The sequence below is a fragment of the Rhodobacteraceae bacterium S2214 genome (assembly GCA_025141675.1).
In the GTDB taxonomy this organism is placed as follows: domain Bacteria; phylum Pseudomonadota; class Alphaproteobacteria; order Rhodobacterales; family Rhodobacteraceae; genus Yoonia.
Map to the genome: position 1 here is coordinate 40,610 of CP081165.1, position 24,751 is coordinate 65,360.

Annotated in this window: 26 protein-coding genes; 22 read left to right on the forward strand and 4 right to left on the reverse strand. The window is 54.6% G+C overall.

Going from position 1 to position 24,751, the window contains the following annotated elements; translation table 11 throughout:
• Positions 1–29 precede the first annotated feature (29 nt).
• On the reverse strand, positions 30–230 hold the full coding sequence (locus K3729_18795) for a CsbD family protein (GenBank protein ID UWR01350.1): 201 nt from the start codon (positions 228–230) through the stop codon (positions 30–32).
• A gap of 121 nt (positions 231–351) precedes the next feature.
• Between K3729_18795 and K3729_18800 the strand changes: the two genes are divergently transcribed.
• A complete protein-coding gene (locus K3729_18800) occupies positions 352–1,356 on the forward strand; it encodes an AI-2E family transporter (GenBank protein ID UWR01290.1) in 1,005 nt (334 codons plus the stop codon).
• On the opposite strand, the gene K3729_18805 is transcribed toward K3729_18800, so the two are convergent.
• Entirely contained in the window at positions 1,353–2,891 is a 1,539-nt protein-coding gene (locus tag K3729_18805; GenBank protein ID UWR01291.1) for a phospholipase, read from the reverse strand. The two genes, K3729_18800 and K3729_18805, sit on opposite strands and share 4 nt — an antisense overlap.
• Positions 2,892–2,930: 39 nt before the next feature.
• Positions 2,931–3,119: a PLD nuclease N-terminal domain-containing protein gene (locus tag K3729_18810; GenBank protein ID UWR01292.1), complete on the reverse strand. Its 189-nt coding sequence runs from the start codon at positions 3,117–3,119 to the stop codon at positions 2,931–2,933.
• Between the two features lie 202 nt (positions 3,120–3,321).
• On the opposite strand from K3729_18810, the gene K3729_18815 reads away from it, so the two are divergent.
• Together K3729_18815 and K3729_18820 are read left to right on the forward strand one after the other, a co-directional pair.
• Positions 3,322–3,483 (forward strand): DUF1328 domain-containing protein, encoded by a 162-nt coding sequence (locus K3729_18815; protein ID UWR01293.1) that lies wholly within the window; start codon positions 3,322–3,324, stop codon positions 3,481–3,483.
• A gap of 51 nt (positions 3,484–3,534) precedes the next feature.
• Positions 3,535–4,032 carry a DNA starvation/stationary phase protection protein gene (locus K3729_18820; GenBank protein UWR01294.1) on the forward strand — a complete coding sequence of 166 codons (498 nt, stop codon included), beginning with the start codon at positions 3,535–3,537 and terminating at the stop codon, positions 4,030–4,032.
• 65 nt (positions 4,033–4,097) lie between these two features.
• On the opposite strand, the gene K3729_18825 is transcribed toward K3729_18820, so the two are convergent.
• Positions 4,098–4,919: a response regulator gene (locus K3729_18825; protein ID UWR01295.1), complete on the reverse strand. Its 822-nt coding sequence runs from the start codon at positions 4,917–4,919 to the stop codon at positions 4,098–4,100.
• Between the two features lie 101 nt (positions 4,920–5,020).
• On the opposite strand from K3729_18825, the gene K3729_18830 reads away from it, so the two are divergent.
• The 19 genes from K3729_18830 to glgA all read left to right on the forward strand — a co-directional run bounded on the left by K3729_18830 (position 5,021) and on the right by glgA (position 24,750).
• The gene (locus K3729_18830; protein ID UWR01296.1) at positions 5,021–5,185 is read left to right on the forward strand and encodes a hypothetical protein; all 165 of its coding nucleotides are present in this window, start codon (positions 5,021–5,023) and stop codon (positions 5,183–5,185) included.
• Positions 5,182–5,739 carry an RNA polymerase sigma factor gene (locus K3729_18835; protein UWR01297.1) on the forward strand — a complete coding sequence of 186 codons (558 nt, stop codon included), beginning with the start codon at positions 5,182–5,184 and terminating at the stop codon, positions 5,737–5,739. The genes K3729_18830 and K3729_18835 overlap by 4 nt, the downstream gene beginning before the upstream one ends.
• A complete protein-coding gene (locus K3729_18840; protein UWR01298.1) occupies positions 5,739–7,472 on the forward strand; it encodes a sensor histidine kinase in 1,734 nt (577 codons plus the stop codon). Before K3729_18835 ends, K3729_18840 begins: the two co-directional genes overlap by 1 nt.
• 71 nt (positions 7,473–7,543) lie before the next feature.
• Entirely contained in the window at positions 7,544–7,714 is a 171-nt protein-coding gene (locus tag K3729_18845) for a hypothetical protein (protein ID UWR01352.1), read from the forward strand.
• A gap of 43 nt (positions 7,715–7,757) precedes the next feature.
• Positions 7,758–8,231 carry a hypothetical protein gene (locus tag K3729_18850; GenBank protein ID UWR01299.1) on the forward strand — a complete coding sequence of 158 codons (474 nt, stop codon included), beginning with the start codon at positions 7,758–7,760 and terminating at the stop codon, positions 8,229–8,231.
• The gene (locus tag K3729_18855; GenBank protein UWR01300.1) at positions 8,228–8,626 is read left to right on the forward strand and encodes a phage holin family protein; all 399 of its coding nucleotides are present in this window, start codon (positions 8,228–8,230) and stop codon (positions 8,624–8,626) included. The genes K3729_18850 and K3729_18855 overlap by 4 nt, the downstream gene beginning before the upstream one ends.
• A complete protein-coding gene (locus K3729_18860) occupies positions 8,619–9,326 on the forward strand; it encodes a hypothetical protein (GenBank protein UWR01301.1) in 708 nt (235 codons plus the stop codon). The genes K3729_18855 and K3729_18860 overlap by 8 nt, the downstream gene beginning before the upstream one ends.
• A gap of 89 nt (positions 9,327–9,415) precedes the next feature.
• Positions 9,416–9,802: a DUF202 domain-containing protein gene (locus K3729_18865; GenBank protein ID UWR01302.1), complete on the forward strand. Its 387-nt coding sequence runs from the start codon at positions 9,416–9,418 to the stop codon at positions 9,800–9,802.
• A 278-nt stretch (positions 9,803–10,080) separates the two neighbouring features.
• The gene (locus K3729_18870) at positions 10,081–11,376 is read left to right on the forward strand and encodes a sugar ABC transporter substrate-binding protein (GenBank protein ID UWR01303.1); all 1,296 of its coding nucleotides are present in this window, start codon (positions 10,081–10,083) and stop codon (positions 11,374–11,376) included.
• 252 nt (positions 11,377–11,628) lie between these two features.
• Positions 11,629–12,570 carry a sugar ABC transporter permease gene (locus K3729_18875; GenBank protein UWR01304.1) on the forward strand — a complete coding sequence of 314 codons (942 nt, stop codon included), beginning with the start codon at positions 11,629–11,631 and terminating at the stop codon, positions 12,568–12,570.
• An 11-nt stretch (positions 12,571–12,581) separates the two neighbouring features.
• Entirely contained in the window at positions 12,582–13,418 is an 837-nt protein-coding gene (locus K3729_18880) for a carbohydrate ABC transporter permease (GenBank protein ID UWR01305.1), read from the forward strand.
• Between the two features lie 65 nt (positions 13,419–13,483).
• Positions 13,484–14,377: an AraC family transcriptional regulator gene (locus tag K3729_18885; GenBank protein ID UWR01306.1), complete on the forward strand. Its 894-nt coding sequence runs from the start codon at positions 13,484–13,486 to the stop codon at positions 14,375–14,377.
• Positions 14,374–15,795, forward strand: a complete 1,422-nt coding sequence (locus K3729_18890; GenBank protein ID UWR01307.1) for a mannitol dehydrogenase family protein — start codon at positions 14,374–14,376, stop codon at positions 15,793–15,795. Before K3729_18885 ends, K3729_18890 begins: the two co-directional genes overlap by 4 nt.
• A complete protein-coding gene (gene ugpC / locus K3729_18895) occupies positions 15,783–16,820 on the forward strand; it encodes a sn-glycerol-3-phosphate ABC transporter ATP-binding protein UgpC (GenBank protein ID UWR01308.1) in 1,038 nt (345 codons plus the stop codon). Before K3729_18890 ends, ugpC begins: the two co-directional genes overlap by 13 nt.
• Before the next feature lie 180 nt (positions 16,821–17,000).
• The gene (locus tag K3729_18900) at positions 17,001–17,246 is read left to right on the forward strand and encodes a DUF2934 domain-containing protein (protein UWR01309.1); all 246 of its coding nucleotides are present in this window, start codon (positions 17,001–17,003) and stop codon (positions 17,244–17,246) included.
• A 119-nt stretch (positions 17,247–17,365) separates the two neighbouring features.
• Positions 17,366–19,759 carry a glycogen/starch/alpha-glucan phosphorylase gene (locus tag K3729_18905; GenBank protein UWR01310.1) on the forward strand — a complete coding sequence of 798 codons (2,394 nt, stop codon included), beginning with the start codon at positions 17,366–17,368 and terminating at the stop codon, positions 19,757–19,759.
• A 45-nt stretch (positions 19,760–19,804) separates the two neighbouring features.
• Positions 19,805–22,012: a 1,4-alpha-glucan branching protein GlgB gene (glgB, locus tag K3729_18910; GenBank protein ID UWR01311.1), complete on the forward strand. Its 2,208-nt coding sequence runs from the start codon at positions 19,805–19,807 to the stop codon at positions 22,010–22,012.
• A gap of 40 nt (positions 22,013–22,052) precedes the next feature.
• On the forward strand, positions 22,053–23,312 hold the full coding sequence (gene glgC / locus K3729_18915) for a glucose-1-phosphate adenylyltransferase (protein ID UWR01312.1): 1,260 nt from the start codon (positions 22,053–22,055) through the stop codon (positions 23,310–23,312).
• A gap of 1 nt (position 23,313) precedes the next feature.
• A complete protein-coding gene (gene glgA, locus K3729_18920; GenBank protein ID UWR01313.1) occupies positions 23,314–24,750 on the forward strand; it encodes a glycogen synthase GlgA in 1,437 nt (478 codons plus the stop codon).
• Position 24,751 lies beyond the last annotated feature (1 nt).

A 24,751-nucleotide genomic window follows, 5' to 3' on the forward strand; every position in this document is an offset into this window, starting at 1 on the left:
TTTTATTTGGTCTGTATGACCGTCGCGTCTTAGGACGCTTTGGCCATCCATGCGTCTACTTCTTCGCGCACTTCTTCTTTGGTCTTGCCGTATTTGGACTGAATCAGACCTTCGAGCTGTTCGCGGTCGCCTGCGACTTGATCAACTTCGTCGTCTGTCAATTTGCCCCACTGCGAAACAGCTTTGCCTTTGAATTGCTTCCATTCACCTTGTACTTGATCCCAGTTCATCATGGTCTCCTTCATTTGCGTTTCGATTGATAGAGCAACTGGAGGCTGTGCATTTCGTTCCAATGTTTTGGAACGAAATGGCATGTCGTCAGTTCTTTGTAAGCAATAGAAAGGCCTTCACATGCAATTTGTCGAAAAGTTCGCCGTCCCCATCTGGATTCTGGCTGTGGTGGGGGTGATGGTGGTGCTGAATTTTGCAGCGACGCTGTTTGCACCGATCTTGTTGGCCGTTGTTTTGGGGGTGGTTCTATCGCCAGTGTCCGATTTGATGGACCGGTTTGGATTGCCGCGCGGGTTAAGTGCGTTTTCGACGCTCGCGATCACGTTGCTGGTGATTGCCGTGGTGTTGTTCTTACTTGAACCTGTTTTGACGACGGCCATCAACCGCGCCCCTGTGATCTGGTATGAATTACGCGAGACTGTTGAAATGGCTCAGTCCGCGTTGCGTGGTCTCGAAGAGGCGGGCGAAGAAGTTGCCGATGCGTTGGGCAGCGAAAACGCTGGCGCACCGACCGAGGAAACGGTGGTTGTTCCTTCGGCCACAGAAGCGTTGTTATACGCGCCGGGTTATGCCGCCCGTGTGATGATCTTTATCGGTACGCTCTATTTCTTTTTGTTGTCGCGCGACGAAGTTTACGCCTACATCGAAAAACTGGATCGCGGTCTGACAGGTGGCGATATGCGCGAAGCTGAAAAGCAGGTGTCGCGCTATTTTCTGACGATCACCATCATCAACGCGAGTTTTGGTGCGCTGGTCAGCGTCATGTTGGCGATCATGGGCATGCCTTTCCCGATCGTTTGGGGTTTCCTGGCCGCCTTAGCGAACTTCATTCTGTATCTGGGGCCACCGATGTTTGCCGTGTGTTTGCTGGTCGGGGGGATCGTTGCGTTTGACGGCCCGCTGAGTTTTGCGCCCGCGGTGATCTATGTTGTGGCCAACATGATCGAAGGGCAGTTCGTGACACCGTCCTTGGTGGGTCGCACAATGGATGTGAACCCGCTTTTAGTGTTCCTGTCGCTGGTCGTGTGGCTGTGGATGTGGGGCCCGGTCGGCGGGATCATCGCGATCCCATTGCTGGTTTGGGTCTTGGCCCTGCGCGACCGCTACAAAGTGGCGGTCGTTTAGGTCATTTCTTCCGGCACGCCCGGTAGGTTGCGCCCGAAACGGCGGGCCGGTGCGATGGGATAAGGCAGCAGGAACCCGTCGCGATTTTGGGGCGGTGTCTGTGCGTTGTCTTGCGCAATCTGGCGCCACGTCGCGACCTGTTTGGAAAGGTCTGTGTCGTCATCGTCGGGCAGCCAATGCCGAAAACAAGCCTTGGTCAGTTTTGCGACGTCTTCTCGGCGGGTCAGTGTCAGTCCCACTTCGGTATCCCAGCGCAGGCTACGCCCGTTCAGATTGGCAGATGACACAATCGCTGCTGTATTATCAAAGATCGCTACTTTTGAGTGCACATAGATCAGTGGCGCGGATTTGAGCGTTCCGCGACTGTCATCTGTCACTGGCCGTGGTTGTGCGGGCGACGTGACAAAGACCCTATCGCCGAAGGCCTTGACGATCATGTCGATGCATTTGGCCTGCAAGTATTCGCCATACCGCGCATCGCTGCGGGTGCTGTTGTGAAAAGCGACGTCTTCGGGGGCACCCGGAAGTAAGACAAGCAATTGCAGGTCGGGGTTTGCTTTCGCTGCCTCTGATAGCGCCTTTGCGATGGGTTTACTGCGCAGAAACTGGGTTTCCAGATAAATAAAGCGCTGCGCTTTTTTGATCTGGTCGATGTGAGCGGCTTCTAATTCTGTGACGAGAGGGCGGGGGGACAGGCGGAACGCGCTTGATGTGCGTGGTGCAGATAGTGTGCGCAGCAACGATTGTTTGGGTTTTGCTGGTGCAGTTCCAGATGTGACGGCCAGCAGTTCGTTTAGGTGTTCGGCTGCTTCGTTGGCGATAGAACCGGACGTTAGGATCTGACAATCCCGCCAGGTCTGTTCGCCCGGTCTGTCGTGATCGGGTGTGTCGTACCGCCGTTCATCCAGATCGAGCCCGCCGATGTAGGCATTCGTGTCGTCAAAGACCGCTATCTTTTGGTGATGTGTGGTTGGCACGAGCCGGGGCAAAAGGCGTCGGTTCGCTCGCAGATTTGGGTGGTCCCCAATCATGTAGGGCGCAAGCAGCGGCATCATCGATAGATCGCGCTTGGCTTCATTCGCGGGCAAGGCGTTTAGCCGACGCGCCTCTTTCGTGATTTCGTGCATGACCTTGGGCCAAAGCATCGCCGCAGACCCACGTCCAATGCGGGCGGGGTGCATAGCGGGCGTGATGTGCAACAGATCGGGCCTGCCGGATGCTTCGCCTGCAGAGATAAACCGGCGCACCGCATTCCACGTCATCCGGTGATCATCGGGGCGCACGATAGGGTCGAAATCGGTCAGGATCATGCGGATCGCCACGCCACGCCGCAGCGTGTGGGCAATCAGATCGTACCAGTCTTCCCCAATTGCACGCCCTGCGTCGGAACGCAGTTTGGTGCGGGGGTCAAACACGCGAAACCCGGCCGCTATGTGCGACCGGGCTTGCAGAAATTGCTGCTCAAGGGCTGGATAGGAAGATGATGCGGTTAGAAAGATTTGTGTCTCACCAATCGCATCTAGGTGATCGCCCATTTGTTTGTTTCCTTCACGGGCCCGAAAGCGGCGCAATTGTTAGGCTGGCATACGGCTGGACCGTGGGCCTGCAACCAACCAAGCGATAAAGCCCAGCAGTGGCAAGATCAGAACGACGAGTGTCCAAAGAACTTTTGAACCGGTCGTGGCACCTGATCCGATAATTGAAACGATAGCCCATACGTTCAGGACCAAAAGAATAAAACCGCCAATACCTGCATATTCCATGATGTATCTCCGTCTTGTTATGTTGCGTTGGCTGAGCAACCGCCAGCGCCGGATAAGGTTCCGAAATAATGACGTGTTGCGACAAAAGGCCCTGTTTTTAAAGGATTTCAGATTCATTGGAACCATCCCCCAAATGTCCAGTTGCTACACCAAGCGCGGCAAACATCGTCGCCACCGTAACTGAACCGAAAGGATCGAACCGATGCTACATTACTCACTTATCTTTCTTGTTGTTGCAGTGATCGCTGCTGTTTTTGGATTTGGCGGGATCGCCAGCGCCTCTGCAGGGATTGCGCAAATCCTGTTCTTTATTTTCTTGGCGCTGTTCGTGATTAGCCTGATCGCGCGTGTCGTCAAAAGATAGTCGCCCCCCTGATCTGACCCCAAACCAATTTACCCCCGAAAGGAGAACACCATGACACAGGCATTGAATATCGTAGGCGAAGAAACAGACGTCCCATCCGGCGTGCGTAACCAAGACGCACTGGCCGAAGCCATTTCCGGTGTGCTGGCGGACACGTACCGCCTGACGTTCAAGACACACGCCTATCATTGGAATGTTGAAGGTCCACTGTTCTATTCGGTCCACAACCTGACCGAAGGCCAGTACGAGAACCTATTTGGCGCTGCTGATGAGCTGGCCGAACGTATCCGCGCACTTGGCAAGATGGCCCCGACACAGATGTCGGCCATCATGGACGGATCAGTTGTACAAGATCGCGACGGCGCATTGTCTGCTGGTGAGATGTGTGAAGATTTGGCAGGCGACCACGCACGTATCGCGCATCGTTTGCACGCATTGATCAAAATCGCAGGCGACAACAACGATCCCGTCACTGAAGATTTGGCGACAGAGCGGTCAGCGTTTCACGAAAAAGCCGCATGGATGCTGCGTGCTTTGACCAAGGCATAACACTGCACAAAAAAGCCCCCGCGCCGTGATGGCGCGGGGGCTTTTTGCTGTTCTTGTTTTAGGACTCAAGAGTTGTGCAGCGTTTCGGTTGTTGAGAAGAACAATGCTTGGCTGACGGCAGACCGGACTTGGTCGACCTTGAACGGTTTCGAGATCAGGAAAGCAGGTTCCGGACGATCACCGGTCAGCAGACGTTCTGGGAATGCTGTGATGAACACGACTGGTACATCGAGACCTTCGAGCAGATCGTTGACTGCGTCGATACCGGATGAATTATCCGCCAGTTGGATGTCTGCAAGGATCAGGCTTGGCTTGTCTGCTTTGCCAAGTGCGACGGCTTCGGTGCGTGTCCGCGCCACGCCTGTGACCCGATGACCCAAGTCTGTCACGATATCTTCGAGATCGGCTGCGATAATCGGTTCGTCTTCGATAATCATCACGGCACCAGAAGAGCTGGCAGCGATTTCTGCAATCGCGATGTCCAAGAGTTGGCTGACTTCGGTGTCATCTGCTTCGATGATCCGGCCGATTTCTTCGCGTGTGAACCCTTCGATGGTTTTCAACAACAAAACTTCGCGGGCGTTTGTTGTCAGGGCTGCAAGGTGGTCTTGGGCTTTGCGCACCAATCCATCAACTTCGTCCTCGATGCTAAGCTGACGACCGGAAGTCACCCAGATCGCATGGAAGCACCGAAATAGGCCTTCCTTGATTGTTGGGGCTTCTTCGACGGTGCTGCGGTCACGCAGAATTACGTCAAGTGTTGCGACGGCATACTTGTCGCCCCGCCCCTGAGAGCCGGTCAATGCGCGTGCATAGCGGCGTAGGTACGGCAACTCTGCGGCGACATGATCCGAGAACGTGTTGTCCATGGTGTTACTTTCCGTCATTTTTTCAATCTTTTTTGCAGTTCTTTGGAACAATACTGCCAACTACGGGTATTGTTCCATGTAAGTTTCAAATTGGCACACAAAAATTAGTTAGGACCTCCATGTCTGAAGGCAAACATCCGAAGCGTGACGCTGTCATCGCGCATCATATCGATGAGAACCTGAAAGAGGTTTTCGCCGATTATGCGAGCGGCGATATGCCGACAGAGATTGTTGATCTGTTGACTGTGTTGAAAGCACAGGATCAGGAGAGAAACAGCAAATGAGCCATCCTGATCCGAAGGAAGAGCTGATTTCCTTGATGCCGAACCTGCGCGGTTTCGCGATGAGTTTGTGCCGCAACCGTAGTCTTGCAGACGATATGATGCAGGATACGATCGTAAAAGCGTGGGCCAAGATCGATACGTTTGAACCGGGCAGCAATATGAAAGCGTGGCTTTTTACGATCCTGCGCAACACGTATTATACCCGTCACCAAAAGATGAAACGCGAAGTATCCGACAAGGATGGCGCGTTTACAGATACGCTGTCGGTGAAGCCGGACCATGACGGACGTCTTCAGATGCGCGACTTTAAGACCGCTTTTGAGACGCTGCCGGATGAACAGCGTGAAGCACTGATGTTGGTGGGGGCCCAGGGGTTTTCGTATGAAGAAGCCGCAGACACCGTGGGTGTCGCTATCGGTACGATCAAAAGCCGCGTAAACCGTGCCCGTGCTGCATTGACCGAATTAATGTCGCTTGATGGCGAAAGTGCCATGGAACTAACTGATCAGTCGACAGTTGCTGTCATTAATCGCGACATAATTCTGGAAAACTAATGACCCAATTGGCGGATGCGGCACCAAAGCGGTGGTATCATGGACTACGCGCGCGCGTAATCTTGATGCTTAGTCTCGCTGCATTCCCAATCGGTATGATTGCGGTTTTCCAGACCACACGCCTAGCTGAGACTGCTGACGAAAACGCTGAACTTGCTTTGTTGGCGTTGTCAGACCAAGCGGTGCAAGCGGAACGGTTGCTGATCCAGCGCGCGTTTGGGGCCGCCAATATGTTGGGGAACCTCGCGCCGTATCTGCTCGAAAACCCAGATGAATGTGCGCCGGTTCTTCAGGGTGTCATCCAAACCGAACCCTCATTTAGTTTTGCAGGGATCATGCCGCTTGATGGTGTGATGGACTGTTCGTCAGTCGAGGAAACGCTGGAATTCGGGAACTACGAAGGTTTTGCAGAGCGGATGCAAAACCCGACCGCCAATGTCGAAATGAATCCTGTCGCACAGGGCAGCAACGCGGCGGTGATCATCGTTTCCACCCCCTTCGAGATCAACGGCGTGTTCGCCGGCTATACCTCTGTTTCGATCCCGCAGTTGAAGTTAGCACAGCAAAAAGCGTTGTCCGATCTGCCAGTGTCAGGCTTGGTTGAACTGTTTACGTTCAACGAAAGGGGCGATGTTCTGACCGCCGAGCATAGTCTTGAATCGGTCGACACGTTGCTACCGGAAAATTTTGACGTGACCCGTTTCCCGAAGTTCCGTGCGCAATCGTTCCGCGATTTCGCGCAAACCGGCGAAAAGTACATCTATACTGTGGTCCCTGTGGCTGACAGCCCGACGACGATCGTCGGGGTTTGGGACCCTGACGCGACGACCGAAGCGGGTGCGATGCAATCCCCAATTCCGGCCAGTGCCTTTCCGATCATCATGTGGATTGCGACCGTCGTCGTGGCCGTGATGGCGCTGTATTCGTTAGTGATCAAACACATCGCGGTCCTGCGCAAACAGATGAACAGGTTCGCGGTCACACGTACCGTGCCCGAAACAGGTTTGAGCAGCGGCGCACCCGCGGAGCTGCTGGAAATTCAGGAACGTTTTGTTGACCTGACCGATGATATTCTGCGCGAGGAAGCCCGTCTTGAAGCGATGGTGCGCGAACAGAAGGTGCTTGCGAAAGAAGTGCACCACCGCGTGAAGAACAACCTGCAAATGATCGCGTCGATCATGAATATGCAGATCCGTAATGCCGAACAGCCCGAGACAATTGAGACGTTGCAACGTGTGCAAGACCGGATTGCTGCACTGGCCGATGTGCACAAGGATCTTTATTCGACCCAAGACGAAGGGCGGGTCAATGTTGGGTCGCTGGTTGACCGGACCGTCCAGCATTCCGTTGAAGTCGGCGTACCGGATGTCACCGAGATCAATCTTGAAAAATCCATCGCGGACGTTTGGATGTTCCCTGATCAGGTCGTCGCCCTGTCGTTGCTTGCCAATGAAGCGATCACCAACGCCATTAAATACATGTCAGCCCAACCAGGTGAAAAACCGACATTGATTGTCAGTCTGCAACAAGATGGAGAGACGTGCACGTTGCGCGTGTCAAATTCGACAGTGGGTGAGACAGCGGGGCGTGGCACAGGCATCGGGTCAAAACTGATCCGCGCGTTCGGGATTAAACTGGATGCTGAACAAGACGTCACGCACGAGGCCGGTCTTTATACGTTGCAGGTGCGTTTCGCGATTGCTGCATTTGAGAACGAAAGCCATGATTACTAAGGTTTCCAGTTATTTTGGAACCATTTCCGGACTGATCAGTATCTCTATCAACGCATAGAAGGAGATACATCATGTCCGCACCTGACGTGAACATTGAAAAGCAAAGCCGCCGCCACAAAGGCCCGTTGATCGGGATGGCGGTTGGCCTAATCTTCGCATTTGGCCTGTTTACTGCATACACGGGATACGTGTGGGAGCCGGTCGCCGATGAGCCCGAAGCGGCCATCGCTGTCGAAAACTAAGTCACCCTCTTTGCAAAGATATTTACCTGAAAGGAGACATCTTATGGCTCATTCAAAATCAATCACCGAAGCTGGTAGCGAAATAGCGAAAGACGGCGCGAATGCTGTAAAAGCAGGCGCACGTAAAGCAACTGATCACGCCAAGGCCGAAGCATCAAAGCAAGCGGATGCCGTCAAGACAAATGCTGCGAATAAAATCGCTGGCGAAGCCGCGCGCCTTCGTGCTGCCGCCGGCGAGATGACGCAAGACGCGCCGCACACGCAGGCCGTCGAAACAGCCGCCGCGACATTGCAGGACGCCGCGACCCGCGTGCGCCAAACGGACCCGAATGATCTTGTCCGTGATCTGGCCACGTTTGCACGTCGTCATCCTGCGGCCTCTGTTGCTGCAGCGACGCTGGCGGGCTTTGCCATTGGCCGTTTCTTCCGGTCAACAAACCGGGCAGAGCCGGAATTGCCAATGTCGGACGTGACCACGCACCATATCCCGACACCTGACATGTCCGTGCCGTCATGAAGCCGGACGCCGCACCGCGCGACATGAGCGCCGCAATTTCATCTGTTCTGAGCCATGTGCACGCCCTGCTCCGTAAAGAGGTGGCGCTGCTCAAAAGCGAAATGGCGGACCGGATGAACCATGTGGCAATCGCCCTTGGCCTGATGGGGCTGGCGCTTGTCCTTGTACTGACTGCCCTGCAAGTGCTGACCGGTGCTGCCGTCGCGCTATTTGTAGAAATGGGGCTGACCCCCGCCCAAGCGGCTGGCGCGGTTGCCCTGATTGCCCTGCTGATCGCTGTTGTTGTCGGCATGAAGGCGCTGCGGATGCTGAAATCCGCGTCGCTCGTCCCGCACGACACAATCGCGACCATTCAAAAAGACACGACTATTCTAAAGGAGACGTACAGTGACTAATCAAGCTGCCCTAGAGGCCGAAATTTCACAGGAACGTGCCGACCTCGCAGAGACGCTGACATCCATCGCCGAAGGTTTTAAGCCATCCGCGATGATCGAAAGCTGGGATAAATCCGCGCCGGAACTGGCCCAAAAGGCCGTGACAGCCGCCAAGGAAAACCCGCTTGCCGTGGGTGTGATCGGTGCCGGAATTGCATTGCTCGCGCTTGGTGCGCGTCAAGCGCCCCCCGCGGCAGAGGTTAAAGCGACAGCGGCAAAAGCCGCCGACACCGTGAAGAAATCCGCAGCCCAGATGCGCGAGACACTTTATGATCAGACGAATGAACTGAGCGATGTTGCCCGCGCCCGTATCATTGAGGCCCGATTGAAAGCCATCGACGCGCAAGAACGGATCGAACGCGGTGCTGCGAAAGCGGTCAAAACGTCCGAAAATGCCTATCAGACCAATCCGCTGTTGATCTGCGCTGGTTTTGCCGCCGCCGCCGGTGCGGTCGCGATGTCCCTGCCACGCACAGAAACCGAGGACAGAACCTTTGGCGATCATCGTGACGCGCTGGTTGATAAAGCCGAAGCAATCCTGAGCGAAGAAATGGATCGTGCGATGGCGCAAGGACGTGATGCGCTTGATGCAGCCCAAGAGGCCATGCAGACACCTGCGGGAACGACGGCGGCAGATCTACAGACGCCGAAACCGCATTGACCCAATGCAATCATGAAAATGACAGATGCCGGGCTGCCTGTTGGTGGTCCGGCTTTCGCGTGTGAAGATCAATACGATAGGTGACCACAATGGTGAAATCAGATTTACCCGAAGACCCATCATCAGACGATCTTGCCGAAACGCGTACCGCTTGGGCGGAAGACCGGACTATGTTGGCCAATGAACGGACGTTTGCGGGGTGGATGCGCACCGGTATGGCCTGCGTGGCGCTTGCACTGGGTCTGCGGGCGCTTTTTCAGGAAACGACCTACCCGTATCTGGCAAAAGGGGTGTCGGCTGTTTTCATCGTCGCGGCCGTTCTGATCTTTTGGGCGGCCGCCAATACGTCGCGCAAGACGCAAAAACGGATGGACTGTCATGCCGTGCAAGCGCAGTCGCAGTACCGGATGACGATCCTTGCCAGCCTTCTCACATGTGGGGCAATTGCGACCGGGGCGCTGTTGGTCATTCTATGATCGGCGCGCGGACCAATACATAATTCACAAAGTACCGATTGCTGGCTTCTACGCCAATCAGGAATCATGATTATTCGATGATCGGGATGCATATTTTTTAGTGTTCAAATTAATAATCCACAGCAGGTTAAGCGATTAGTGGGGTGAAAAATGTACTAAGCTGCGCCAAAATGTAAAAATTGTATGTATTTTTGCAGTTATTGTACTTGGTGAGTTTTCGATACAGGCACATACTATCTTCACAGACTTATCCAAACTGTGATTTCTGGGAGGAACACATGAAATCTTTGATGAATACGGCTTTAGGGCTGTCTTTGGTTGTTGCGACGTCATCTGTTGCGGTTGCTGATGGGCACGCGCAGGAATTGACGATTGCGATTGTGAACAACGGTCACATGATCAACATGCAGAAGGTTGCGGAAGCTTACACTGAGGAAACTGGTGTTGCTTTGAACTGGGTGTCTTTGGAAGAAGGCGTTCTGCGCGAGCAGGTGACTTCTGATACGGCAACTGGTGGTGGTCAGTACGACATCATCAACATCGGCATGCAGGAAGCGCCGATTTGGGGTGCTGCTGGTTGGATCGAACCGCTTGAGTTCGGCGCTGACTACGACGTTGACGACATGCTGCCAGCGATGCGCAATGGTCTGTCTGCGGACGGCACATTGTATGCGGCACCGTTCTACGGTGAATCTTCTATGGTGATGTACCGTAAAGACCTGACAGACGCTGCTGGCGTAACAATCGCTGACAACGACAGCTGGGACAACGTGAAGGCGGCTGCTGCTGCGATGCACGATCCAGACAACGGCGTTTACGGTGCATGTTTGCGCGGTAAGCCGGGTTGGGGCGACAACATGGCGTTCGTCACAACAATGGTGAACTCTTTCGGTGGTGCATGGTTCGACGCGGACATGAAGCCAGCGCTTGATTCCGACGAATGGAATGCAGCTGTCAACTTCTACGTTGATCTGCTGGGTACATACGGCCCTCCAGGTTCTGAAGGGAACTCCTTCAACGAGATCCTCGCTTTGTACAACGAAGGCAAGTGTGGTCTGTGGATTGACGCGACGATCGCTGCTTCTTTCCTTGAAGTAGACGGTGTTGCTTACGCGCAGTCTCCGAATGCTGGTAACCCAGTGGGCGCGAACTGGTTGTGGGCATGGGCGATGGCTGTACCTGCGGGCACAGAAAACGCGGATGAAGCCAAAGCATTCATCGAATGGGCGACATCAAAAGCGTACATCGAAGCTGTCGGTAACCACCCAGACTTTGGTTGGGGTTCTGTTCCAACAGGCACACGTACATCCACATATGCGATCCCTGAGTTCCAGGCAGCTGCTGCATTTGCAGACGCTGAATTGGCAGCGATCAACTCTGCGGCGCCAGAAGCCACAGACATCAAGCCATATGTTGGTGTCCAGTTTGCAGCGATCCCTGAGTTCCCAGAAGTGGGTACAGCAGTTGCACAAGAAATCGCAGCGGCCCTGTCTGGTGCGAAATCTGTAGAAGAAGCGCTGGAAGCGGCACAGTCTGCAGCAGACGCAATCATGTCTGAAGCGGGTTACTACTAACCCTTTCGGCTGAAATAGGATGGGCCCGGCTGAGGTCGGGCCCAGACCTTAAGAGACGTTTACCACCCGTATTTATTGACCATTTTGCTTTGATGCGACGCCCGCGTATGCTGTGGCGCTGCGCGCTCAATGATCATCTGTTTTTGCGAATTGCCCCGACCTGCCTGCATCGATCTGCCCATCTGTCGCTGTCCGTCCCGATCTGCTTGCACTGTCTTGATTGAAACCCTGCCCCAAAAGGTGACCCGAGCTATGTCTACCAAAAGAACGCTCCCCCGGATCTTACAAACGCCAGCTGTTTTGCTGTTGCTGGTGTGGATGTTGGTCCCGCTGAGCATGACGCTTTACTTCTCGTTTATCCGGTATGTGCTGAACTCGACGATCCGGCCGGAATGGACGACACCGGCGCTCAGCAACTGGCGGGGCTTCGGGAACTATCAGTATGTTCTGAATGCCAAGGATTTTTGGTTTGCGATCCAGAACTCTGTGCTGATCGTGTCCAGCATTTTGGTGCTGACGGTTGTTTTGGGTCTTGGGATTGCGGTTTTGGTGAATCGGAACTTCCCGGGGCGTGGGATTGTCCGTGTTTTGCTGATCTCGCCGTTCTTTGTGATGCCAGCGGTGAACGGGGTGTTGTGGATCAACATGATTTTGGACCCTGTGTTGGGTTTGCAGGGGATTGCTGTTGGCGGGATCAACAACATGATCGACGGGTTGCGTGACTTCCCGGTGTTGGGTTGGTTCTTTAACCTGTGGCCTGTGTTGGAACCGATCTCTTTCCGCGCCACACAGACCTCTGCTTATGCGGTCATTATGATGGTGACGTGGCAGTGGACTCCGTTTGCGGTGTTGATCTTTATGACGTCGCTGCAGTCCGAGGATGAAAGCCAGAAAGAAGCGGCGACGCTTGATGGGGCGTCTGCGTGGTCGCAGTTCATCAACCTGACGGTGCCGCATCTGGGGCGTCCGATTGCGATTGTTGTGATGATCCAGTCGATCTTCCACCTGTCCTTGTATGCGGAAATCGAGATTGTCAGCCGCGGGAACGGCAACAAAAACCTGCCTTATCTGATCGGTGAGTTCACCTCGAACAACATCGGTGCGGCAAGTGCGACAGGTATCTTCGCGGTCATTCTGGCCAATATTATCGCCATCTTCTTGCTGCGCATGGTCGGCAAGACGTTGATGGACTAGGAGAAAAGACAATGGCTACCGTTTCTCAGACCTCGAAATTTAGCAAGATCGCATGGCCTGTTGTGGCTTGGATCGTGGCGCTGATCTTCTTCTTCCCGATTTTTTGGTTGGTGTTCACCAGCTTTAAGACGGACGCGGATGCAGTGAAGCCTGAATTCCTGTTCAAGTTTACGCCGACGTTGGAAAACTACACCAACATGACGGAGAACTATGATTACTGGCGCTTTGCGACCAATTCGGTGATCACGTCGACCTTTGCGACTTTGTTTGCGCTGGTGGTGGGTGTGCCTGCGGCCTATGCGATGGCGTTTGATCCAAGCCGTCACACCAAGGACATTCTGATGTGGATGTTGTCGACAAAGATGTTGCCAGCGGCGGCTGTTTTGTATCCGATGACCTTCCTGACGAAGAACATGCTGGGCATCTTTGACACGCACTTCCTTGTCATCCTGGTGTTGTGCCTGATCAACCTGCCGATCGTGATCTGGATGTTGTTCACCTACTTCAAGGAAATCCCGAAAGAGATCATTGAAGCGGGCAAGATGGACGGCGTGAGCACATGGGGCGAAATCAAGGATATCCTTATTCCGCTGGCATGGGGTGGCATTGCGTCCACGGCGCTTTTGACCTTCATCTTCTGCTGGAACGAAGCCTATTGGACGGTCCGTTTGACCACGATTGATGCGGCGACCTTGTCGAAGCTGATTGAAGGCAACCGCGCACCAGAGGGTCTGTTCTTTGGACGTCTGTCGGCAGTATCGACAGCGGCTGTGGCCCCGATCATTGTGTTGGGCTGGTTCTGTCAGAAACAGCTGGTGCAGGGTCTGACCTTTGGTGCGGTGAAGTAAGGCTGTGGGCGGCGTCTGATCGCAAGATGCCGCCACGCGACGGGGCTGGAAAAAAGAGATAAATCATGTCGATAATGGTTCCAAAAATTGAGTTAGTAGATCGGACCACACGGTCGATCCGCTATCTTGAACATGGATGGCCTACGGATTTGTGTCGGTGGCATGCCCATGAAGAATACGAATTGCATCTGGTTGTGGCGACACGCGGCAAGGCGTTTGTGGGCGATTACATCGGCGATTTTGAAGCGGGTGATCTGTTCCTGACGGGGCCGAACCTGCCGCATAACTGGATCACGGATAAGGTTTGGACCGAACCTGTGGCGACCCGCGATATGCTGGTGCAGTTCAGCCATGAAAGCTTTGAAAAGCTGGCCGAAGGGTTCCCCGAATTTGGCGAGGTCCGCAAGATGCTGACGCTGGCCCAGTCTGGCGTGCAATTTGAAGGGTTCAATCCGACCTTTGCGCGCGGTCACATGGAATCGATCCGTAATAACGAAGGTCCTGAACGTATTCTGGCGTTCATCCGGTTCCTTGTGCGTTTGAATGAGCATGCGGAAAAGAAGGTCCTGTCGGTGTCCAAATTGGTGCAGGTTCAGGGCGGCAGTAAACACGCGCGGATCGGGGCTGTGGTGGATCACATCGTGGCCAACTTCAAAGACGATTTTAGCGTGGGGGATGCGGCTGAAATGGCGGGGATGACCCAAGCCACCTTCGCGCGCAATTTTACATCTGTGACGGGCCACAAGTTCGTTGAATTCCTGACGTCTGTGCGCGTGGGCCAAGCCTGCAGCATGCTGTACGCGTCGGATGCGACGATCTCGGATATCAGCTTTGATGCGGGGTTCCGCAATCTGGCGAACTTCAACCGTCACTTTCTAAAGATGAAGGGCATGACCCCTTCAGAGTACCGCGATACAGCGCGCAAAGACTTGTCTAAACCAATGGAGACCACATCATGAATAGCGCAGTTCTGCACCCAATCGGGGCGACGGGATATGACCGCGCAGCCTGTGCTGTGGGTGTCGTGCATTTGGGGTTCGGGGCGTTCCATCGGGCGCATCAGGCGATGTATATTGATGATTACATGGACAAATCCGGTGATCTGAACTGGGGTATTGCGGCTGTGAACCTGCGCGGTGCGGAAGCCGGGTCTTTTGCGGCGGCCGCAGATGATGTGGCGCGCCACGACGGGTACTTTTTGAAATCCTATTCGCCGGACGGGCAGGTGGCGTTGCGCCGTGTGCGGTCGCATGTGCATTTTGCAGACTGGAGCGCGGACCGGACAGCATCCGAGGCGTTGCTGGCGCGGGGTAGCGTGCATCTGGTGACGATTACGGTCACCGAAAGCGGCTATTACACCGATCCGAATGGTAATCTGAACCGCGCTGATCCGGTCATTGCAGCTGAAATGGCGGGTGATCAGACGCAAAGCGTTTACGGGTATCTGCGGGCTGGTTTGCAGGCGCGGATGGATGCGGGCGGTGCCCCTTTGACCATCGCGTGTTGTGATAACATCCGTCAGAACGGCAAGATGTTGCACCGCAATCTGCTGGCTTATCTTGAGGCCTGCGGCGATGCGGTGTTGCACGCTTGGGTCGCAGACAACGTGGCGTTCCCCTGTTCGATGGTGGACCGGATCACGCCGCGCAGCACGGTTGAATTGGGCGTGGAACTGACCCAGTTGATCGGGTCAGAGGTCGCGTCACCGATCATGGCCGAAGATTTTATCCAGTGGGTTTTGCAAGACAAAGCCGCAGGGCCGATGCCTGATCTGGCGCAGGCGGGTGTGACCGTGACGCCGGATGTGGATCCTTACGAGGAAACCAAAATCCGTGTGCTGAATGGCGGCCATACGGCCTTGTGTTATCTGGCTGCGTTGGAAGGTGTTGAAACCTTTGATGCGGCGATGCGGGTGCCGCATTTGCACCGCCACTTCCGTGCCTTTGAAGCAGACGAAGTGCTGCCCGCGATCACCATTGATCTGCCGTTCTCGAAGGCGGATTATCTGGACCAGATCGACGCGCGGTTTAGCAACCAGGCGATTGGCGATACGGTCGCGCGGATCTGTGCGGATGGCATGGTGAAGTTCCCGATCTTTATCCGCCCCACGCTGGAAGGCTGCCTGAAACAGGGCATCTTGCCGAAAAACGCGATCCGTTCGATTGCCAGCTGGCATGTGTTTGCAACCCATGTGGCGGCGGGCAAAATCCCGTTCAAATATGTGGAACCCAGCTGGGACGATCTGTCTGCCATGTTGGGCACGGACGCCTTTATCACATCGCGCCAACTCTGGGGCGATCTTCCTGAAACTTACCCTGAATTTGCCGAAACCCTTCGGCACGACATCTCTGAATTGGAGCAAAAATGGCCGGTTTGACACTGCGCGACGTGCGTAAAAGCTATGGTGCCACGCAAGTAATGCATGGCGTTGATCTGGATATCGACCACGGCGAATTTGTCGTGTTTGTGGGTCCATCGGGCTGCGGGAAATCCACGCTGTTGCGGATGATCGCGGGTCTTGAGGAAATCACATCCGGGTCGGTGAAGATCGGTGATGTGGAAGTCAACGATGTGGCCGCGTCCAAGCGTGGCGTGGCGATGGTGTTCCAGACCTATGCGCTTTACCCGCATATGAGCGTGTATAAGAACATGGCCTTTGGTCTGAAGCAGGCCAAGACCGATCCGGCCGAAATCGACCGCCGCGTGAAAGCTGCCGCAGAAATCCTGCAGCTAGGTGATTATCTGGACCGGAGCCCGCGCAACCTGTCGGGTGGTCAGCGTCAGCGTGTGGCCATTGGTCGTGCGATTGTGCGTGATCCGGAGGTGTTCTTGTTCGACGAACCGCTGTCCAACCTTGATGCGGCCCTGCGCGTGCAAACCCGTCTGGAAATTGCGCGTCTGCATGAACGCCTTGGCAACACGATGATCTACGTGACCCACGATCAGGTCGAAGCCATGACACTGGCCGACAAAATCGTTGTGCTGCGCGATGGCCGGATCGAACAGGTCGGATCACCGATTGATCTGTACGAACGCCCCGACAACGCCTTTGTGGCGCAGTTCATCGGTAGCCCGAAAATGAACTTCTTCGATGGCGCGGAACTGACCGACGGGGCAGCAGCCCATCTCGGCAAACCGGCTGATGCCAACGTACAAGTCGGCCTGCGCCCCGAACACCTGACACCATCCGCAGAGAACGTCGTGGTCGAAGGCAAACTCGAACTGGTCGAAAACCTGGGCGAATACGCGCTCGTCCACCTGATCACGGCCCAAGGCACAGAGTTCATCGCCAAAACCGAAAAGCCACCCCACCAAGCCAAAGGCGAAACCATCGGCTTCACAATCAAACCAAACCTCGCCCACGCGTTCGATAAAGCAACAGGGCTGCGAATTACGAGCTAGGTAAAAGCGACAGAGCCACACCGATGTGTGGTTCTGTTAACCCTTCGATTCTGCACAAAAAAAACAACCACCGGTGCAGGATTGACGCAGTGCAGCATTTATCACGGCAGTTAATTGTGCAGGTGCAGCATTTCGTGTATTGTTAGCGCTATCAAAGCCTATTTTATGAGAGATTCAAAAATGACTGCCATCATTGAAAATGAAGCGCTAATTCGTGAAACAGCATATCTGTTCTGGCTTGAAGAAGGTCAGCCAGAAGGTCGCGATCAGGAACATTGGTTGCGCGCCGTTGCCGCAGTAAACCAACCAGTTGCGAAGACAAAAGCGAAACCCGCACGCAAAGCTGCGGCGAAACCGCGTGCCGCTGCAACAAAGAAAACAGCAAAGCCGAAGGCGAAAGCCAAAGTTGCCAAAACCACCAAGTAGAGTGGTTCGCTGTCATCCGGCAGTTCGACAAATTACGCGCGTCTTTGGGTCAGCTTACGGGCGCGTTTCTACGAAAAATGTGTAGATGGCCCGAGCGCCTGAACGGAAGATTAAGATAGATGACAGCCCAGACCCAACCGACCGTGACTGTAGATAGTTTGCAGGCGGAAATAACCCGCCACCTGAAGCTGTCGATCGGGAAAGACCCATCACATGCGAGCGTTTATGACTGGCGCATGTCGCTGTCATTGGCTCTGCGTGATCTGGTGGTTGAGCCTTGGTTTGCGTCGACGCGTAAGACGTATGAAGGCCAGCACAAACGTGTTTATTACCTTTCGATGGAGTTCCTGATCGGTCGTTTGGTTGAAGACGTCACGATTAACCTTGATGTCGAACAGACCGCGATTGATGCGATGGCCGCTCTTGGTCAGGACTACAAAGTTGTGGTCGCGGACGAACCCGATGCCGCACTTGGCAACGGTGGCTTGGGTCGGTTGGCGGCCTGTTTCATGGACAGTCTTGCGACGCTTGCGATCCCTGCTTACGGCTACGGCATCCGGTATGAACACGGGTTGTTCGAACAGCATTTCGAGAACGGTCAGCAGACGGAATCCGCTGAAGGGTGGCTCGCGCAGCGTCATGTTTGGGAATTTGAACGTCCTGAAGTTGCTTACAAAATCCATTTTGGTGGCTATGTCAGCGAAGAAGACGGGAAGGCCAACTGGCATCCGGCAGAAACAGTTTTGGCGTCTGCTTACGACACGCCTGTCATTGGTTGGAAAGGGCAGTGGGCAAACACGTTGCGTTTGTGGGCCGCGAAGCCTGTGAAGCTGTTTGACCTCGAAAGTTTTAACCGCGGTGATTACGTGGGTGCGAACGCACCGGAACGGCTCGCACGGACGATTTCACGCGTTTTGTATCCAGATGATACGACTCAAGACGGTAAAGAATTGCGCCTGAAGCAGGAATATTTCTTTACCTCAGCATCAATCAAAGACCTGTTGCGCCGGTTCCTATCCGAAGGTCATCAGATCACGGATTTGGCGGATCACGTTGCGATCCAGTTAAATGATACGCACCCCGCCATCGCTGGGCCCGAATTGGTCCGGTTGTTGATCGACAAGCACGCGTTGCCGGAAAAAGACGCCATTGAACTGGCGCGCAAATGTCTGGCCTATACGAACCACACGTTACTGCCCGAAGCGTTGGAAAGCTGGCCTGAAGACCTGTTCGCCCGCATCTTGCCGCGGCATCACCGGATCATTCAGATGATCCAACACCGGCATCTGGAAGAAACCGGATCAGACGTGAGGATCATTGATCATGGCAACGTGAAAATGGGCGAATTGGCTTTTGTCATGGCCCATAAGGTGAACGGCGTCTCTGCGCTGCATTCCGAATTGGTGAAGGAAACTGTTTTTGCCGATCTGAACACAGCGTATCCGAACCGGATCATCAATCAGACAAACGGGATCACGCCGCGTCGGTGGCTGTATTCGTGTAACCCCGCTTTGCGTGGGTTGATCAATGACACGATTGGCACGAAATGGCATGCTGATCTGGAGCAACTGCAAGACCTGAACGCGCATATCGACGATGCCGGTTTCCAAGAGGCGTTCCGAGCTGCGAAATCCGCCAACAAGGACCGGATGGCTGCGTGGCTAAAAGATCGGAATGGCGTCACGCTGGATACATCCGCGATGTTCGACATCCAGATTAAACGTATCCACGAATACAAACGCCAGCACATGAATATTCTGGAAACCATCGCGCTGTGGAATGAAATTCGCGACAATCCAACAGCTGACTGGACCCCACGGGTGAAGGTGTTCGGCGGTAAGGCGGCACCGGGTTATGCGTTGGCGAAATCGATCATTCATCTGATCAATGATGTCGCCGCGACCATCAACAATGATCCCGTGACCCGCGATAAGTTGCAGGTCGTCTACCCTGAGAACTACAACGTTTCGATGGCCGAAATCCTGATCCCTGCCTCTGACTTGTCAGAGCAAATCTCGACCGCCGGTAAAGAAGCGTCCGGCACAGGCAATATGAAGCTGTCGCTGAACGGTAGCCCGACAATCGGAACGTTGGATGGGGCGAACGTTGAAATTCGCGACCATGTTGGTCACGACAATTTCTTCCTGTTTGGCCTGACTGCCGCCGAAGCAGATGCGCAGCGCACCGATCACGGGTATGCGCGTCGTGCGATTGAAGCGAGCCCGCGTTTGTCACGCGTTCTTGGACAGATCGCTGCTGGTGTATTTTCGGGCGGTGATCGCTATCGCTATTCCGACATTCTGCACAATTTGTACGAGAACGATTATTTCCTCGTGAGCTGTGATTTTGATAATTACTTTGCCAAGCAGCGCGAAGTTGATGCAGTGTATAGTGACGTAACCCGTTGGACTCGCATGGCTGCTGCCAATACCGCAGGCATGGGGTGGTTCTCATCGGATCGTACGATTTCTGGATATGCGCAGGACATTTGGAACGCGCATTCCGTCACATAACTGGTCCCGCATCGCGGGAAATCACGAACACGGGGCGGAAAAACGATGACGGATTTGATCAGCAAAGAAGATGCCGGCAGGATCGCGTCGGGCCTGCATTCCGACCCCTTTTCGGTTCTGGGTCTGCATGTCGTTGACGGCAAAGTCACCATCAAAGCGTTCCACCCCGAAGCGGATGCGATTGATGTGATCGACGTCAAATCTGGTCGTAAGGTGGTGTCCCTTGATCCTGTGGAACATGGCCTTTTTGCAGGGGTCGTGGCCCGTCGCAAAATGTCGTTTGCATACCGTTTGCGGATTACCAAAGGCCCGCATGTTTGGGATGCTGAAGACCCGTATCGCTTTGGTCCTGTCCTTGGCGAATTGGACGAACATCTGATCGCTGAGGGTGCGCATCAGGACCTTTGGAAAGTGCTTGGCGCGCATGTCATGGATCATGACGGTGTCGCTGGCACGCATTTCGCCGTTTGGGCCCCCAATGCGCAACGTGTTTCTGTTGTGGGTGATTTCAACGGCTGGGACGGACGGCGCAATCCGATGCGGCGGCGTGGTCAGACCGGTGTTTGGGAAATCTTCATGCCTGCTTTGGGCGAAGGGGAGGCCTATAAATACGAACTGATCGGACCAGATGGCAATCTGTTGCCGCAAAAGGCTGATCCGTTTGGATTTGGGGCAGAGCACCCGCCAAAAACTGCATCTGTTGTGCGCAAACTGGATGGGCACACTTGGGATGACCAGACATGGATGTCCAAGCGCGAGGCGCTTCACCGTATTGATCAGCCGATTTCGATTTACGAAGTCCATCTTGGGTCTTGGCGGCGTGTGCCAGAAGAAAATGATCGCCCGCTGTCCTACAAAGAACATGCTGAACAACTGGTCAGTTACGCCAAGGATATGGGTTTCACCCACCTTGAACTGATGCCGATTTCCGAATTCCCGTTTGATGGGTCGTGGGGCTATCAGCCTGTTGGTCTGTATGCGCCGACAATCCGGCACGGCACGCTTGAAGAATTCCGCGCTTTTGTAGAGGCGTGTCACGCCGCCGGTCTTGGTCTGATCCTTGATTGGGTGCCGGGACATTTCCCCGAAGACGCGCATGGTCTTGGCAAATTCGACGGCACGCCGCTGTATGAACATGCCGACCGCAAGGAAGGGTTTCATCCCGATTGGAACACGCTTGTTTACAACTACGGTCGCGCTGAAGTGTCGAACTATCTGGTCGCTAACGCGTTGTATTGGTTGCGTGAACACCACATTGACGGGCTGCGCGTCGACGCAGTGGCGTCCATGCTCTACCGTGATTATTCCCGCAAAGACGGCGAATGGATTCCCAATAAGGACGGCGGTCGCGAGAACCTGGAAGCGATCGAATTCCTGCGGCGCACCAACGCGATGGCCTACGGCGAAGTGCCGGGCATCGTGACGATTGCCGAAGAATCCACCGCCTTTCCGGGGGTCAGTGCACCTGTGGATCACAGCGGTCTGGGCTTCGGGTTCAAGTGGAACATGGGCTGGATGAACGACACGCTGTCTTACATCGAACAGGACCCGATCCACCGTAAATACCACCATCACAAGATGACATTTGGGCTGCACTACGCGTTCTCGGAAAACTTTGTGCTGCCGATTAGCCATGACGAAGTGGTGCACGGCAAGGGATCGATGATCGACAAAATGTCGGGGCAGGGCGACGAAAAATTTGCAAACCTGCGGGCCTATTATGGGTTTATGTGGGGGCATCCAGGCAAGAAATTGTTGTTCATGGGCTGTGAATTCGCGCAAGGCGTCGAATGGAACCACAACACGAGCCTTGATTGGCACCTAACCGATACGCCGCTGCATGGCGGTGTGCAAAATCTGGTGCGTGATCTGAACGTTTTGTTCCGCGACACACCTGCGCTGCACCAACTGGATTGCAAGCCGGAAGGGTTTGAATGGGTCGAAGAAGGCGCCGCAGAGGAATCGATCCTCGCGTGGATCCGTAAGGGCAAAGATGGCACGCCGCCGGTGCTTGTTGTCAGCAACTTTACCCCCGTTGAACGGTCTGGACGGCGCATTGGTGTGCCTGCACCGGGGCGTTGGATTGAAAAGCTGAATACCGATGGGGCCCGTTATGGGGGTGGCAACCGTGGCAACATGGGCCACGCGGATAGCGAACAGATTGCGGCATCCGGACGGCAGCATTCTGTGTCGCTGACATTACCGCCGCTTTCGACATTATTTTTTGAATTGGACAACAGCGGGACATCCTGACCCGCACGATCAACATCAGGACTAGGGAGGAAAACTATCAATGGACACTGAATCACAACGCCTCGCACAGCAAACTATGGCCTTTGTTTTGGCCGGCGGACGCGGAAGCCGATTATACGAGCTGACGGACACCCGTGCCAAACCCGCGATGTACTTTGGTGGTAAAAGTCGGATCATTGATTTCGCTCTTTCGAATGCCGTGAATTCCGGCATCAAACGCATCGGCGTCGCCACCCAATACAAGGCCCATTCCCTGATCCGTCACCTGCAACGCGGCTGGAGTTTCTTCCGCGCTGAACGGAATGAATCGCTCGATATTTTGCCTGCTTCGCAGCAGCTGGATAATGAAAACTGGTACAAGGGGACGGCTGATGCTGTGGCCCAGAATATCGACATCATTCGTGGATATGGTCCGAAATACATCCTGATCCTCGCGGGCGATCATATTTATAAACAAGACTATTCTCTCATGATCAAACAGCATGTCGAAAGCGGCGCTGACGTGACCGTTGGCTGTATCGAAGTGCCGCGCATGGAAGCCGCTGGTTTTGGTGTGATGAAGGTTGGCGACAACGATCAAATTCTTGATTTCATTGAAAAGCCAGCTGATCCGCCTGCAATGCCGGGGAATCCGGATATGGCGCTCGCCAGCATGGGGATTTACGTTTTCGAAACGGAATACCTGTGTGAGCTTCTGAAAAAAGACGCGACAAACGCCGATTCAAATAACGATTTTGGTGGTGATATTATCCCCGAGATCGTGAAAAACGGCAAAGCTGTCGCGCATCCGTTTAGCCGATCTTGTGTGCGGTCCGGGCTGGAAGAAAAACCCTATTGGCGCGACGTTGGGACGGTTGATGCGTTCTGGCAGGCCAATGTTGATTTGACTGATTTCAAACCGGAACTGGACCTTTACGACAACTCTTGGCCGATCTGGACCTATTCGGAACTGACCGCCCCTGCAAAATTCATCCACAACGAAAAGGGGCGTCGCGGTCATGCTGTGTCGTCGATGGTTTCAGGCGGGTGCATTATTTCGGGGTCCACGCTGGACCGCTGTTTCCTGTTCACAGGTGTGCGCACCCATTCCTATTCGCAGTTGGAAGGCGTTGTCGCCATGCCATACGCCGAAATCCACAGGCGTGCGCGTTTGACGAATGTGATCCTTGATCGCGGTGTTGTCATTCCTGAAGGGCTGGTTGTGGGCGAAAATGCGAAAGAAGACGCAGCCCGCTTCCGCCGGACCGAAAATGGCATTTGCCTGATCACCCAACCGATGATTGACGCGCTGGACACCTGACATGAACCTGCTTTTTGTCGCCTCAGAATGTACGCCGTTTATCAAAACCGGTGGCTTGGCCGATGTCATCGGCGCGGTGCCAAAAGCACTAGCCGCAGAAGGCGTATCCGTTCGGGTTTTGATCCCCGCTTATCCCGCGCTGTCGGACCATATCGCGTCGGGTACCCAAGTTGCGCAGTTTGACGATTTGTTTGGCGGACGTGCGCGGATCGTTGCAGCACAGGCAGACGGGTTGGATTTGCTGTTGCTGGATGCGCCGCATCTGTATGATCGCGCGGGCAGTATTTATCTGGGTCCGGACGGGCAGGACTGGCACGATAACGATCTGCGGTTTGCGGCGTTGTCTTATGCGGGTGCCCAAATTGGCGTCGGCTGTTTGGACAATTGGACGCCGGATGTGATTAACGCGCATGACTGGCAAGCGGGATTGGTGCCTGCCTATTTGCGCCAGCACGATGGCCCTACACCGCCGGTGGTCATGACGATCCACAACATTGCGTTCCAAGGCGTTTTTGATGCGACGCGGTTGGCTGCGCTTGGTTTGAACGCTGATATGTTCACGCCCGATGGTGTAGAATACTATGGTAAAATCAGTTTTTTGAAGGCGGGCATCGCGCTAAGTCAAAAGGTCACGACGGTTAGCCCCACGTATGCGGCTGAATTGCTCACACCGGATTTTGGTATGGGTCTTGATGGCCTGTTGCGGGCGCGTCAATCGGACCTCAGCGGTATTCTGAACGGCATTGATTTGGACGTTTGGAACCCTGCAACGGACCCTGCGTTGGTTGCGACCTATTCTGCCAAATCCATGAAGGGCAAGGCGCGTAACAAGGCAGAAGTCATGTCTCGTTTTGGACTGACCGATGGCGACTGCCCATTGTTCTGCGTTGTCAGCCGGATGACGTCGCAAAAGGGGTTGGATATGTTGCTGGATTGCCTCGACGATCTGGTGGGGCACGGGGCAAAACTGGCGCTTTTGGGCTCTGGCGAACCGGGGTTGGAACGTGCGTTTATTGATGCGTCGAACCGCTATGCGGGCTCTGTCGGTACGATCATTGGCTACGATGAAGACCTGTCGCATCTGATGCAGGCGGGAAGTGATGCGATCTTGATCCCGTCGCGGTTCGAACCCTGCGGACTGACCCAGCTTTACGGGTTGCGCTATGGCACCTTGCCAGTTGTCGCACGAACTGGTGGGCTGGCTGATACGGTGATCGACGCGAATGAAGCGGCGTTGCTTGCCGATTGCGCAACCGGATTTCAGTTTGCGCCGATTACATCGACGATGTTTGCGCACACGATTGCACGCGCCTGTGCACTGTACCTACAACCGAAAATCTGGGGTGCAATGATGCGCCGCGCCATGCGTCATCCTGTGGGATGGGACCTGTCGGCGGCTGCATATTTGGACGTCTACACTGCTGCTCAGGAAAGCTAAG